Annotated in this window: 11 protein-coding genes; 6 read left to right on the top strand and 5 right to left on the bottom strand. The window is 53.1% G+C overall.

Translation table 11 applies throughout. The features are described 5' to 3' along the window. Positions 1-77: 77 nt before the first annotated feature. From thiD to hemL, 3 genes are read left to right on the top strand one after another with little or no spacing between them, the layout of a single operon-like run. Positions 78-917 carry a bifunctional hydroxymethylpyrimidine kinase/phosphomethylpyrimidine kinase gene (gene thiD, locus BLS94_RS10305; RefSeq protein WP_090960612.1) on the top strand — a complete coding sequence of 280 codons (840 nt, stop codon included), beginning with the start codon at positions 78-80 and terminating at the stop codon, positions 915-917. Then, positions 914-1,588 carry a thiamine phosphate synthase gene (gene thiE / locus BLS94_RS10300; protein WP_072768662.1) on the top strand — a complete coding sequence of 225 codons (675 nt, stop codon included), beginning with the start codon at positions 914-916 and terminating at the stop codon, positions 1,586-1,588. The genes thiD and thiE overlap by 4 nt, the downstream gene beginning before the upstream one ends. Beyond that, complete coding sequence (gene hemL / locus BLS94_RS10295) at positions 1,578-2,858, top strand: glutamate-1-semialdehyde 2,1-aminomutase (protein WP_090960606.1); 1,281 nt, start codon at positions 1,578-1,580, stop codon at positions 2,856-2,858. The genes thiE and hemL overlap by 11 nt, the downstream gene beginning before the upstream one ends. A gap of 69 nt (positions 2,859-2,927) precedes the next feature. Here hemL and BLS94_RS10290 read toward each other — a convergent pair whose 3' ends face one another. After that, entirely contained in the window at positions 2,928-3,581 is a 654-nt protein-coding gene (locus BLS94_RS10290; RefSeq protein WP_072768698.1) for a c-type cytochrome, read from the bottom strand. Positions 3,582-3,697: 116 nt separating this feature from the next. On the opposite strand from BLS94_RS10290, the gene BLS94_RS10285 reads away from it, so the two are divergent. The 3 genes from BLS94_RS10285 to BLS94_RS10275 all read left to right on the top strand — a co-directional run bounded on the left by BLS94_RS10285 (position 3,698) and on the right by BLS94_RS10275 (position 8,047). Further along, complete coding sequence (locus BLS94_RS10285; RefSeq protein WP_090960602.1) at positions 3,698-4,306, top strand: SPOR domain-containing protein; 609 nt, start codon at positions 3,698-3,700, stop codon at positions 4,304-4,306. A gap of 267 nt (positions 4,307-4,573) precedes the next feature. After that, the gene (gene map, locus BLS94_RS10280; RefSeq protein WP_090960598.1) at positions 4,574-5,374 is read left to right on the top strand and encodes a type I methionyl aminopeptidase; all 801 of its coding nucleotides are present in this window, start codon (positions 4,574-4,576) and stop codon (positions 5,372-5,374) included. Between the two features lie 6 nt (positions 5,375-5,380). Continuing rightward, positions 5,381-8,047: a [protein-PII] uridylyltransferase gene (locus BLS94_RS10275; RefSeq protein ID WP_256325387.1), complete on the top strand. Its 2,667-nt coding sequence runs from the start codon at positions 5,381-5,383 to the stop codon at positions 8,045-8,047. Here BLS94_RS10275 and BLS94_RS10270 read toward each other — a convergent pair. The 4 genes from BLS94_RS10270 to BLS94_RS10255 form a co-directional block, all read right to left on the bottom strand. Next, on the bottom strand, positions 8,044-8,331 hold the full coding sequence (locus BLS94_RS10270; RefSeq protein WP_090960684.1) for a GIY-YIG nuclease family protein: 288 nt from the start codon (positions 8,329-8,331) through the stop codon (positions 8,044-8,046). The two genes, BLS94_RS10275 and BLS94_RS10270, sit on opposite strands and share 4 nt — an antisense overlap. A gap of 84 nt (positions 8,332-8,415) precedes the next feature. Further along, positions 8,416-10,047, bottom strand: a complete 1,632-nt coding sequence (locus BLS94_RS10265; RefSeq protein ID WP_090960681.1) for an efflux transporter outer membrane subunit — start codon at positions 10,045-10,047, stop codon at positions 8,416-8,418. 14 nt (positions 10,048-10,061) lie between these two features. After that, positions 10,062-11,510, bottom strand: coding sequence for an efflux RND transporter periplasmic adaptor subunit (locus BLS94_RS10260; RefSeq protein ID WP_256325386.1), 1,449 nt, complete (start codon positions 11,508-11,510; stop codon positions 10,062-10,064). 1 nt (position 11,511) lies between these two features. After that, positions 11,512-13,665, bottom strand: coding sequence for an efflux RND transporter permease subunit (locus BLS94_RS10255; RefSeq protein ID WP_256325390.1), 2,154 nt, complete (start codon positions 13,663-13,665; stop codon positions 11,512-11,514). Between the last annotated feature and the right edge of the window lie 99 nt (positions 13,666-13,764).

The raw sequence follows: 13,764 nt of genomic DNA, 5'->3' as shown, positions 1-13,764 counted from the left end.
GGTAAACCAGAGTTTCGGTAGTAGGCATGATGAGTAAGAGTAATTTGAGTTAAAATGTCATTTTACGGTATTAGCCCATGTCTCAGCCACCCCCCATCGTACTTTCTTTCGCTGCCAGCGACTCTACCGGGGGCGCGGGTATCCAGGCCGATATCCTCACTCTTGCCAGCATGGGCTGTCATGCGCTCTCGGTGGTCACGGCCATTACTGTGCAGGACACAGCGGGCGTGGATGATGTGATGGCGCTCGATCCGGAATGGGTGGCGGATCAGGCACGCGCGGTGCTGGAAGACATGCCGGTACACGTGTTCAAGATCGGGTTGCTCGGCAGTGTTGAAATTATCACGGCTATCGCCGAAGTGGTTTCCGATTATCCCAACATTCCGCTGGTGCTGGACCCTGTGCTTGCTTCCGGGCGCGGCGACGAACTCACCAGCGACGAAATGGTAGCAGCAATGCGCGAATTGCTGCTACCCCAGGCGACTATCATTACGCCCAACAGCATCGAAGCGCGGCGGCTTGCCCAGGATGACGACGATGACAGCGAAATGCCGCATTTGAGCCAGTGCGCGACCCGCCTTCTGCATATGGGCTGCGAATATGTGCTCATCACCGGCACCCATGAAAACACATCACAGGTGATCAATAATTTATACGGAACCAGTGGAGTCATTCGCACCGATTCCTGGGACCGGCTGCCAGGTTCATATCACGGTTCGGGTTGCACGCTTGCCTCGGCTATCGCCGCCTCTCTTGCCAATGGCTTGCCCATCGCCGAGGGTGTATACGAAGCGCAAGAATATACCTGGCAATCGCTTAAGGCCGGGTTTCGCCCCGGAATGGGACAGTATTTGCCGGACAGGTTATTCTGGGCCAGGGACGACACCGAAGCCGAAGAGGGAAACAAGAGTAAATGACACGGCCCAGGATTCTCGGCTTATATGCAATTACACCGGAAATCGCCGATACCGCCAGCCTCCTTGCGATGACGCAGCAGGCGCTGGCAGGCGGAGCCCGATTAGTCCAATACCGTAGCAAAACGGACGATGCCGCGCTGCGCCTTGAACAGGCACAGTCACTTGCCCGTCTTTGCGCTGAATTCGACGTACCGTTCATCATCAACGATTATCCTGATCTTGCTTTGGAAGTGGACGCCGACGGCGTGCATTTAGGAAAAGGGGATGCGCCCATCACCGAGGCACGGCGCAAACTGGGACCCGGCAAGATCATCGGGATTTCGTGTTACGAACGACTGGAACATGCTGTCGAGGCCGAGCGGCAAGGTGCCGATTATGCCGCCTTCGGCGCTTTTTTTGCTTCCGTCACCAAACCGGGCGCTGTGTCTGCGCCCGCAGACCTGTTGCATCACGCAAAGCAGAAGCTGGGGATTCCAATTGTCGCTATCGGGGGTATTATTCCGGAAAATGCCGGGGAACTGATACGCCAGGGCGCAGACGCGGTGGCTGTCAACAACGCCTTGTTTAACGCCCGGCACATTCGATCCGCTGCCGAGAAATTTTCTTTGTTATTCAGGTCAAACCAGCATTTCATTCCTCATAATCATGGGTTAGCCAACAATGTCACGTAATCAGCAATTATTCGAACGCTCTCAGGAATATATTCCCGGTGGTGTTAATTCACCTGTTCGCGCCTTCAAGTCGGTCGGCGGGACGCCTATATTTTTTCAGCGGGGACAAGGCGCCTACGTTTGGGACGCGGACAATAAAACCTATATAGATTATGTCGGCTCCTGGGGCCCGTTGATTCTCGGCCACGCTCATCCTGAAGTGGTTGAAGCGGTACAGGCAGCGGCACAGAAAGGACTGACCTTCGGGGCACCCACCGAGGCGGAACTGGTAATAGCGGAACTGCTGTGCAAGCTTGTTTCGTCAATTGAGCAGGTTCGCCTGGTGAGTTCGGGCACCGAGGCCACCATGAGCGCCATTCGCTTGGCGCGAGGCTATACCGGCAGAAGCCGCATCATCAAATTCGAGGGTTGCTACCATGGCCACGATGATGCCTTACTGGTAAAAGCCGGTTCAGGCGCCCTGACCTTCGGTCACCCAAGTTCCGCCGGGGTTCCGGCAGCAACCACCTCCAGCACCCTGGTGCTGGATTACAACGATCTCGCCGGTGTGGAACAGGCGTTCAGCCAGTTCGGCGAAGAAATCGCTGCGGTCATCGTTGAGCCCGTAGCAGGCAATATGAATCTGATAGCGCCGAAACCCGGCTTCCTGCCGGGTTTGCGTGACCTATGCACGCGGCACGACAGCGTACTGATATTTGATGAAGTAATGACGGGCTTTCGCGTTGGGCTGAAATGCGCTCAGGGTCTTTACGGCATAAGACCCGACCTTACCACGCTCGGCAAAGTGATCGGCGGCGGCATGCCAATGGCGGCATTTGGCGGCAGGCGAGACATCATGCAATGCCTCGCGCCAGTGGGAGCCGTGTATCAGGCAGGCACGCTTTCCGGTAATCCGGTCGCGGTGGCTGCCGGCCTCGCCACGCTGAAGCTGGTGCAGACGCCGGATTTCTATGAAAAGCTGGCCGCCAGCACCCTGCAACTGACCGAAGGTCTTACCGCAGCTGCGAAAAAACATGGTATTGCCTTTTGCGCACAGGCGGTGGGCGGCATGTTCGGTCTCTATTTCCGCGAAAATCTGCCGACGAGTTATGCTGAAGTGATGAGCTGCGACCGTGAAGCTTTTAACCGCTTTTTCCACGCCATGCTCGATGAAGGCGTTTACTTCGCGCCATCGGCATTCGAAGCCGGATTTGTTTCGGCGTCGCACGGTGCCGCCGAAATCAGTAAAACCCTGGATGCGGCCGATCGGGTATTCGGTACAACGAAATAAAAAAACCGGCCTGGTTCTCAGGTCGGTTTAAATTTGGTACTGTTTCAGGTTCAGGCTTGCGTATTTAATTTAGCGCAATCCGGAAATAAACTCGGCCACCGCCTCCATTTCCCTTTCGCTCATGCGTGACGCAATCATATGCATCTCATTGTTGGCGTCTTTGGTGCGTTGATCGGTCCGAAATGCGCGCAACTGGGCGAGGGTATATTCAGAATGTTGTCCGGAAAGACGCGGATAGACCGGCGGAATGCCGATTCCAGTGGGAGAATGACAACTTGCACAGGCAGGAACGCCAGAATCGAGATTGCCGCCGCGATATATTTTTTCACCCCTTTCCGCCAGCGATTTATCCTGAGCCGCGCCGGGCTTGGGAGTCTGCTGGGCATAATAAGCGCCGAGATTCTTCATATCCTCTGCGGAGAGTGGCGCTACCATTGCGCCCATGATCGGGCTTTCCCGGGCTGCAGGCTTGCCGTCCTCCGACTTGAAATTATTTAGTTGCTTGGTGATATACTCGGCATGCTGACCGGCCAAGCTTGGATTTGCGGGAATGATGCTATTGCCGTCGGCGCTGTGGCAAGCCGCGCAAACTTGAGTTGCTATTTGCTGACCCTTGGCTGCATCTCCCTTGCTTTTACCGGTTTCCGCTGGAGTTGTTTCTGCGAAAATTTGACTGGATAGCGACAATGCGACACATGCCACAATCTTCGAAATTAGCTTCATGCCTTGCTTCATGCCTTGCATTCCTGGAACTCCGAAAAAATGATGCTCTTGGGATTGAGGTTAACACCGCATTTTAACAAGGCAGAGACTGAATAACAATAATAAGCCATCAACAAATGAGAACATTATTTTTTCTACTGTTGTTTGTCAATCTGGCTTTTGCGACTTACGTTCAACTGGAGCCGGTTGCCGGAAGCGCCGCCCCGCCGGCATGGGAGCTTCAACCGGAAAAAATCAAGCTCTTGCAGGCGCCTCCCGCACCTGCAACCTGCCTGGAATGGGGAACGTTCGTTGAAGCAGATCAAGAGCGGCTTGAGGCGGCAATTGCCAGCCATGAACTGGACGACAAGCTAGCCCGGCAGACGCTGGGTACAGCCCCCGTCTATTGGGTACATATTCCTCCGCTCAGAAGCAAACGCCACGCTGAACGGAAAATGGGTGAGCTCAAGAGACGGGGGGTTACCCATTACACTCGCGTTGACGAAACCGGTAAATGGGATAACGCCATCTCCATGGGGTTTTTTGAAAACATAGAAGACGCCCAGGCTTTCCTGGCTGCGCTGAGGAAAAAAGGTGTAAGGTCAGCAATTATCGGCGCACGCAACTTGAGGCAAGTCAAATACGTCGCACGCTCACCAGAGGAAAATATGAGCGCAAAGATGATGCAGTTGAAAGAGGAATTTCCCGGCAGCGAGCTCAAGACTGGGAAGTGCGCGAATACCTGAGGTACGGCCTGAAGATCTCATGATGAACAACGATTTGACGCAATACGGCGATGTTCTCTCACCTCTAACGCTTACCTCTTGCGGATACCACGAACCGAAGAGTTGTTGTTCTTTGCAATTTCATCGAACGTCATAAACATCATATAAAGAAGACCAGGGAAAAAACCTTAGCCACATTTTCTTGCCTATAGAAAGTTGCCTGTGCTTGACGTCCTTATTCAAACCTTCAGTTTTTGAACATATTTCTCGATCAATCAGGAATTTATTATGACGGTGCTTCTCAAATCCCAGCAGGAAATAACGAAAATGCGGATAGCGGGCACCCTGGCGTCGGAGGTGCTGGATTACATCACGCCGTTTGTTAAACCTGGGGTCACCACTGATGAGCTTGATACACTGTGCCACAATTACATGGTCGATGTGCAGCATACCATTCCTGCTCCGCTCAATTATGCTCCGCCGGGGTATTCACCCTATCCGAAATCCATCTGCACCTCGGTCAATCATCAGGTTTGCCACGGCGTTCCGGGCCAGAAAATACTGAAATCGGGGGATATCGTAAATATTGACGTGACGGTCATCAAGGATGACTACCACGGCGATACCAGCCGCATGTACTACGTCGGCGAACCCGGAATCCAGGCCCGGCGGCTATGCGAAATCACGTTTGAAGCCATGTGGCGAGGTATCGAGGAAATCAAGCCGGAAAAACATCTGGGAGACGTCGGCCATGCTATCCAGCAGTTTGCCGAAAATCATGGATATAGCGTGGTAAGGGAATTCTGCGGCCATGGCATTGGCGCGAAATTCCATGAAGAACCGCAGGTGCTCCACTATGGCCGCGCCGGTACCGGCCTGAAACTCAGAGCCGGGATGATTTTTACGGTCGAGCCCATGATTAATGCGGGAAAGGCGCCCATCCGCGCGCTGGCCGATGGGTGGACCATCGTTACCAAGGATCACAGCCTGTCGGCGCAGTGGGAACACACCGTGCTGGTGACTGAAACCGGATATGAAGTGCTGACGGTATCCGCCGGTGCGCCGCCGAAGCCCGTATTCCGCCCCTGATTTGTCATGATGCGCCTCGATGAAAGGCTCACATCGTTGTCGAGTCCTTTTAACGCTGAGGCTGCCAAGAAGGCGTTGCTTAAGGGGCGTCAGCTGTTACACCAGCGCTATTGCAGGGATAACAATGGCGCGGTGTTGCTGCGGGGCCACAGCCAGTTGGTGGATAGAATTCTGCGGCATGTCTGGCACGAAATGGCGATGCCCCGTTCCATCGTTTTACTGGCCGTGGGCGGTTATGGCCGGCGCCAACTTTTTCCTCATTCCGACGTTGATCTGCTGGTGCTGGTCCCCGCAGAAGGAAGCGATGCCAACGTAATGGACGCCGATATCAAGGGGCGACTGGAATGCTGGGTAAGATCGTTATGGGATATCGGGCTGGACGTCGGCCATAGTATTCGCACCCTCGCGGAGTGTATTGAAGAGGTCAAAGACATCTCGGTGCAGACCAGTCTGCTGGAGGCTCGGCAGCTTGCGGGCTATCGTCAACCGTTCACTGAATTTTCACTTGCGATGCAGGCGATGCTTGAGCCGCGCTCGTTTTGCACCGCCAAGCAGCTTGAGCAACAGCAGCGCCATGGCCGATACCAGGACGCCATATACAATCTTGAGCCCAATATCAAGGAAAGTCCCGGCGGCCTTCGAGATTTGCACAATATTCTCTGGATTAGCCGGGCTGCGGGATTGGGAAAGTCGTGGAAAGACCTTGCCCAGGGGGAATTCATTACTCACCGGGAAGCTCGCCTCGCCCAACATAATCAAACCATCCTTCAAGACCTTCGTATCCGGCTGCACTACCTCGCCGGAAGGCGTGAAGACCGGCTGTTATTTGATTACCAGAACCCTCTCGCCGATGAACTCAATATAAGCGGCAAACCGCCGCGCCGTGCAGGCGAAATGCTGATGCAGCGGTATTATCGTGCCGCCAGAGCGGTAACGCAGATTAACACCATCCTGTTGCTCACCTTGCGCGCAAAGATTTTCCCCGATAAGGAGGCGCTTCCGGTCGTCATCAACGAGCGGTTTCAGAAGCGCGGTGAATTGCTGGAAATGCGCGACGAGAACATTTTCCAAAAAACCCCGGGGGCGATTCTTGAAAGCGTTTTGTTACTGCAAAAGAATCCCGACTTGAAAGCGCGTAGTGCAGCAACCCTGCGCGCAATGTGGCGGGCCGCGCCATTGATCAATGCCGGTTTCCGGCGCGATCCGCACAACCGCGCTCTATTCATGGAAATCCTGCGTCAACCGCGCGGGCTCACGCGTGAGCTGCGCCTCATGAACCGCTACGGCATCCTGGGGCGTTATATCCCGGTATTCGGGCAGATTGTCGGCCAAATGCAACACGACCTGTTTCACGTCTATACCGTGGATGAACATATCCTCATGGTGGTGCGAAACCTGCGCCGATTCAAGGCACCGGAGTTCGCCCATGAATACCCGCTTTGCAGCCGGCTCATCGGTGAATTCGAACGGCCTGAGGTGCTTTATCTCGCTGGGCTGTTCCACGACATTGCCAAAGGGCGCCAAGGAGATCATTCGATACTTGGCAAAACAGACGCCAGACGTTTTTGTCAGCAACATGAAATGTTGAAGGAAGACGTGGAAATGGTTGAGTGGCTTGTCGAAAATCATCTGGTCATGTCGATGACGGCGCAAAAAAAAGATATATCCGATATGAATGTGATCGCAGACTTCGCCAGGCGAATCGGGAACGGACGGCGCCTCGTCGCGCTCTATCTGCTTACCGTCGCGGATATTCGCGGCACCAGCCCGAAAGTATGGAATACCTGGAAAAGCAAGCTGCTTGAAGACCTGTTCAGGGCAACACGGCGTCATCTGTACGGCGAACCCGCCCATGCTGAAGGCACGCTGAGAAATCGCAAGAACAAGCTCCTGGAATTGCTACAGCACGATAATATTCCCGCCCGCGTGTATGAGCAGTTGTATTCGGCGCTCGGCTCGACCTATCTGCTGCTGCATGATCCGCAAGAAATCGCCTGGCATGCGCTTCATCTGGGCCACCAGATGAAGCCGCCGGCACCCGTGGTGAAGGCGCGTGTCGCCCCGGCCGGAACGGGCATCGAGGTGCTGGTCTACGCGGCGGATCAGAAGGATTTGTTCGCGCGCATTTGTAATTTCTTCGATCACATCGATTTCAATATAGTCCAGGCAAAAATTCATACCACGCGCCATGGCTATGCTCTCGATAGCTTTCTTGTACTCGACCCCTTCAACGTAACACAACACCACTGTGATGCACTCAGCTTCATAGAGCATGAACTGGCACAGCAATTAGATCCGGTGGTTCCTCTGGAGGCACCTTTGAAGGGACGCCTGAGCCGCCATCTCAAGCATTTTCCGATTACGCCGGAAGTAGATATCGAACCGGATGAAAAGGGTACGTACCATGTCCTGTCGGTTGTTGCCGGCGACCAACCGGGCCTGCTGTCCCGCATCGCACAAGTACTGGTACGTTTTGGCATAAATGTACACAGCGCAAGGATAGATACGATGGGCGAGCGTGCCGAAGACACATTTCTGGTTACAGGAAATATATTGAACGAACCGAGAAGGCTGATTCAACTCGAAACAGAACTGATAAAGGCGCTGCAGATTTCATGCGAAACAGTTGAAGAATCTCCAGATGAGTCTTCCATGCACAGAAATGCTGGCTAGACCAGGATAGTCACGCAGCATGTATTGGGTGGGTCTGCCATAATAAGCATCAGTTTTTCCTTCTTGTCCATTTGCTTGATTTCGTACTCGCGTTTGCTTGCTGCCGAGCGCGTATCGCATTGTTCCTGGTACACAAGCATCACCGGACGCCGCGGACGGGTGTATTTGGCGGCAAGCACATCATTCGTATTGTGTTCATCCACGCGCTGCGCCACATTCAGGGCAATACCGGTATATAAGCTGCCGTCTGAACAGCGAACCATGTATACGTTCCATTTACCCATTAATTTGGTTAAAGATTCGGCTGGTTGTGGCTTAGAGCCCCGGGCCATCACAATTTCTTGCAACGGAACTCTTGCAGGATGCAGTTATGGAACCAGGGGCTTTGTCAAATCATTGTTTTTGCTGTTTCTATCGTCAGGATCCGCATTGACGTCAATTCCTCCAGCTGGTGGTGGCTTATCAAGATCCCAATATTGGAGTGTACCAAAGGGTTGGATTTCCTTGTCATCGGGTAATTGGTCGCGGTTCCATCCCCCTCCAAGCGAACGAATAAGTTCCACCGATGCTACCAGCACATTAGTCTTGATCTGTACGGAATTGACGCTTGTCGTCAGCGTGCCGATCTGGGCATAAATGAGTTCAAGGCTGGAGGCCAAACCACCCTTATAGAGGTCCATGGTAAGGTTTTGTGTTGTACGTGCGGCTCCGACGGCAGCGTCCTGCCGTTCGGCAGCCTTAGCCATCCAATAGGTCTTCGTCAGGTTATTTTCAACTTCACGAAAAGCATTCAACACTGTGGAACGATATGAATTTTCTGTCTCGCGATAGACCGACCACGATTGTTGCAATTGAGCCCGACGATATCCGCCCTGGAAAATCGGAATGGAAAAAGAGGAACCATAGGCCCAGAAACTGTTAGCCAGGCTAAGCAGATTGAGTCCGGAATTCTCAATTCCTCCTCCGACCCGGAAGGACACATCTGGAAAAAAAGCGGCACGCGCAATTCCAATGGTGCGGTTGGCCTGTGCCATCCGGCGCTCCATTGCGGCAATATCGGGCCGACGTTCAAGTAAAGTAGATGGAATTGTCTGTGGAAGGCTAAAATTCGTGGTAAGGAGGGTATCTACCGGCTCGAGCTTAAAGCTGGCTGGAGCGAGATTAAGGAGAATTGCAATGGCCTGCTCCGTCACCTTGCGCTCGCTTTGCATCAGGGACAATGTTGACTCGGTAGCGAACAGCAACGACTCAGCCCGTGCTACGTCGAGATTAGAGGCGATCTTGCCTTCAAACTGAGTCACTACAACTTCCAATGAACCCTTATAAAGATCAATCGATTGTTTGTAAATTGCAATTTGCGCATCCAATCCACGCAATGCGAAATAATTCGATGCAATTTCCGCCTGTAGAATAAGGCGTGCGAGTCCATAATCGGCCGCACGTTCTTCAGCACGATAGATTTTGGCCTGTGCCGCATTCCGAAGTTTCGACCAGAAATCCGGTTCCCAGGATGCAAGTCCCTGGAAAGCATGTTGAGTATCGCTGTCAGGTTCTCCAGGAGCACGAAAGAGGGCATTATCGGATTGTCTGTTATTACTACCACCATACTCAAAGCCGATTTGGGGGAAATATCGAGACCTTGCCTTCATCATGGCATCGCGCGCCTGGATGAACCGTTCAGCTGCTGCATGCAAGTCTGGATTGGCTGCCATCCCCTGCTCTACAAGACCGTTTAGAATTGGATCGTCATATAGTTTCCACCAGTCGGGCCGGAGTGCATCATCCGACGGATTAGCCTTAACGAAATCACTCGTTCCTTCCCAAGAATCCGGAACAACAAATGCAGGCGCTTGATAAGTGGGTGACAAATCGAATGCCGGAAAGGGAAGCGCGCTGCAAGACGCCAGGCTGGCTGCCAGTAATGAAAAACCACCAAATCTTGCGCCGAGACGACAGAGATTTGAAAAATGGGTTCCTTTTTTACGCCGCAAGTCAATCATGATCAAATGAGTGTTCATGATGCATGTGATTCGTTTAACGCTTGCTCTAACCTCGGATCCGGTATTTCTGAATGTGAGGCTGGTTTCGATGCCCCCCCAACCGGCTCTTTTGGGTTATCGATCAGATCATATCCCGGTGCGGGCGTTACAGTGCTCACCTTGGCACCTTCCGGCAGGGCAGCGTCGGGATTGTTTACAATCCGGTCGTCGGTTCCGTTTAGCGCTTGTGTTAACGTCGGATCTGGCATTTCTGAATGTGCGACTGGTTTCGCTGACTCCGGAACCGGTTCTTTTGGAACATTGATCAGGTCATACCCCGGTGCAGGCGTTACAATGCTTACCTTGTCACCTTCAAGTATGGCAGCGCTGGGATTGTTTATAATCCGGTCGTCTGTTGAGACGCCGTCGGTTAATTCGACAGTAGCGTCGAGGATTTTGCTTATTTTGATCGGCTTGAAGTGAACAATGTTGTCGTCATCCACCACGGCCACTCGCGTCCCCTTCTCATCAAATACCAGTGCGCTGGATGGAATGGAGAGGTGTCTATTCGCGACATCCACGGTGATATTGACTGATGCATAGGAACCCGGCCACAGATCCCGCGCTTCATTTTCAATCACGAATTGGGTGACCACCGTACGTGTACCAACATTGAAGCCGCGAGCAGTGGTCAGAAACTCGGCAGTGAAATGCCGACCGGGAAATTGCGGCACCGTCAGATCGGCTTTCAGGCCATCATGCATAGTGGCGCCGTAGGCCTCAGGCACACTGACAAACAAACGCATCCGGCTCATGTCTGCCACAGTAAAAAGGTTACGGACTTCACCCTCCGGCGTACTGATCGTGCCTTCCTTATTGATGAAGTCTCCCACATTAATGGCACGGTTAATGACCACGCCGTCATACGGTGCAACAATTGTTTTAAACCCAATCAATGCTTCAAAGTTACGGACATTTTGCCTGGCGGCATTAACTTTTGCCTGTTGGGCATTTGCTTCGGCCACCTTTACCGAAATCGATTGCTCGGATACCGCCTGATTTTTGCGCAAGGCTATCCACCGGTCCGCAGTAAGTTTGGCGAGCGCATTAAGGGCCTCTTCCGATGCCAGATCCGCCTTGCTTTGCTGGTATTGGGCATCAAGCGCGGGCGCGTAGATTTCGGCAAGGACATCTCCTTTTTTGACTATCGCTCCCCAATCCTTATGCCACATCTTGACGTAACCGGATACCTGGGCATAGATCGGCGCCTGAAACCATGCCTGGATAGTACCTGGAAGCTTGATGGTTTCCTGAGCAGGCAGTTGCTCGGCCTGGATGATAGCTACAGTCCGAACATCATTCTCCATCGCCTTTTCTGTTAAAGAATCCATATGATTACGGGATTCGATGACTCGGTAACCCAAATAAACAACACCAAGCACGATTGCCAAACTCACTATAATTTTTTGACTTGATTTTTTCATATCAGGAATTCCCGAGTTGAGGAACAATTTCTTTGCCGCCAGGAACGCTTTCCTTGTCTTTAGGAACGCTTCGTGCGTAATACATGATGGCATACACAGCCGGGACAAAGAACAGGGTGTATATCGTCGCGAACATCAAGCCGCCAATAACCGCACGGCCCAGCGGTGCATTGGTGGATCCTCCCATCGCCATCGGAAGCATGCCCATGATCATGGCCGCCGCGGTCATGAGAACCGGTCGAATGCGGGCTTTGCCAGACTCGATGGCGGCCAGCAGCGGGTCGCCATGCGCTTCGATGCGCTCCAGCGCATAGGCCACGACAAGTATGGAATTTGCCGTGGCCGTCCCCATGGCCATGATGGCGCCTGTCAGCGCCGGAACGGAAATATTCGTCTGGGTCAGGAACAGAGCCCAGGCAATGCCTGCCAAAGCGCCGGGCAGGGCTGTAATGATGATGAAGGGAACCAGCCATGATTGAAAATTGACGACAAGCAAGAGATAGATCAGCACGACAGCCGCTGCGAGACCGATAAGCAGTTCGCCATAGGTGGTAACCATATTCGCGGCCTGGCCGGCGATTTTGACATCGGAGCCGCGAGGTACTTCTTCGTCCATCTCCTCGACGACTTTCTTGACGTCATCCAGCAGGTCGCCGAGCCCTCGCCCTTCGGCAGACACATATACTTCAACCAACGGCATGATGCCCCTGTGGGTGACCAGGCCGGGCGTGCCTACTGGCGTTTTCTGCGTCAGATTGCCCAAGAGTTGATACTTCTCGTCCATGCCGCCTTCCCCCTCCGGTTTGACAGGAATCTTGTTCAACTCATTGGTGCTTGAGACCCAGGGTTGAGGCTGATAGATGTTGATCTGGTATGACATGCCGGTCGTCAGATCCAGCCAGTATTTCTGGTCGATCTGCTGCGTTCCGTTAGTCGTTATCAGCATATTCAGGGCAATATCCGATTCGCTCCTGTCAACACCGAGTCCATATGTCCTTTGGCCTTCAACAAACAGGGTGGGGGTGCGCATGGTCTGCTGGATCACCACATCACTTGAGCCGGGGAGTTTACGCAGCTTGCCTTGCAATTTGCGCGCGTATTCGTAGTTTGCGTAGATATCCATCCCGTTAACCTGAACAGTAATCGGAGAAGGGGCACCAAAATTCAAGATTTTCGCTATCAGATCGGCTGGCTGAAAGGTGAATTCGGTCCCCGGATAGCGCTCATTCAGACCTTTATGGATAATTTTCCGAATATCCCACACGGCTGATTTCTCGTCGAACAGGGTGATAGTCAGATCGCAGTCCTGCGTTCCGATCGTGGGCGTCGGGATAAACGCCAGATTATGCGGCCCGACGGGTAAGCCGCAATTGCTGATGACGCCTTCAACCTGCCCGGGAAGCATCCGCGAGATATCCTCCGAAACGCGCGTGGTAATGCGGTTTACGGATTCTATCCGTGTGCCGAGAGGCGCCCTCATGTGCATCTGGATGGTCCCCGACCTGACCTCCGGAAAAAAATCGCGGCCGTTGAAGTAGAACAGAATAAGGGAGACCAGCGCGAAAGCCAGCATGATCGTTACGAACCGGCGGCGATTTGCAATGGTCTGTTCCAGCAACCCGCCATACCAGGTGGTGAATTGAACAAAGCGAGTCTCGAATGCCTGCTGAAAACGGGAGAAGATCCCCATATGATATTTTAACTTCTCCTTGAAACCGGCAGCCTCCCCCCCTGGCTTTTCCTCGCCAAGGTGGTCGCCTTCCTTTCCGTGTCCTTCTGCGTGAGGATGCTTGATAAGATATTTCGCCATGGTCGGCACGAGCGTACGCGACAGGATGAAGGACGCCAGCATGGCGAATATCACCGCCAGCGCCATCGGCTTGAACAGATAGCCCGATACGCCGGAAAGCGTGAACAATGGCAGCCACACAATGCATATGCATAATGTGGCGAGCAGCGTCGGAATAACGATCTGGTTTGCCGCGTCGATGATTGCCTCATCGAGTTCCTTGCCCATTTCCAGGTGGGTATCGATGTTCTCGATCATCACTGTCGCATCGTCGACAAGAATCCCTACCGCCAGCGCCAATCCGCCCAGTGTCATGACGTTCATCGACTCTCCCAGCACTTGCAGGAAGATGAGGGAGGTTAAAATACACCGAATTGCGCCGAATTAAATGTAACCGAAAGGTATTCTGAGAAATAACGTTGCGCCATATTGAAGGTTACCGAAAAGGAGACCTTGATATGGTAA

The organism is Nitrosospira sp. Nsp18 (assembly GCF_900103145.1).
GTDB lineage: Bacteria > Pseudomonadota > Gammaproteobacteria > Burkholderiales > Nitrosomonadaceae > Nitrosospira.
Note: the sequence above shows the minus strand (reverse complement) of the source record. Positions and strands in the feature narration are given on the sequence as shown.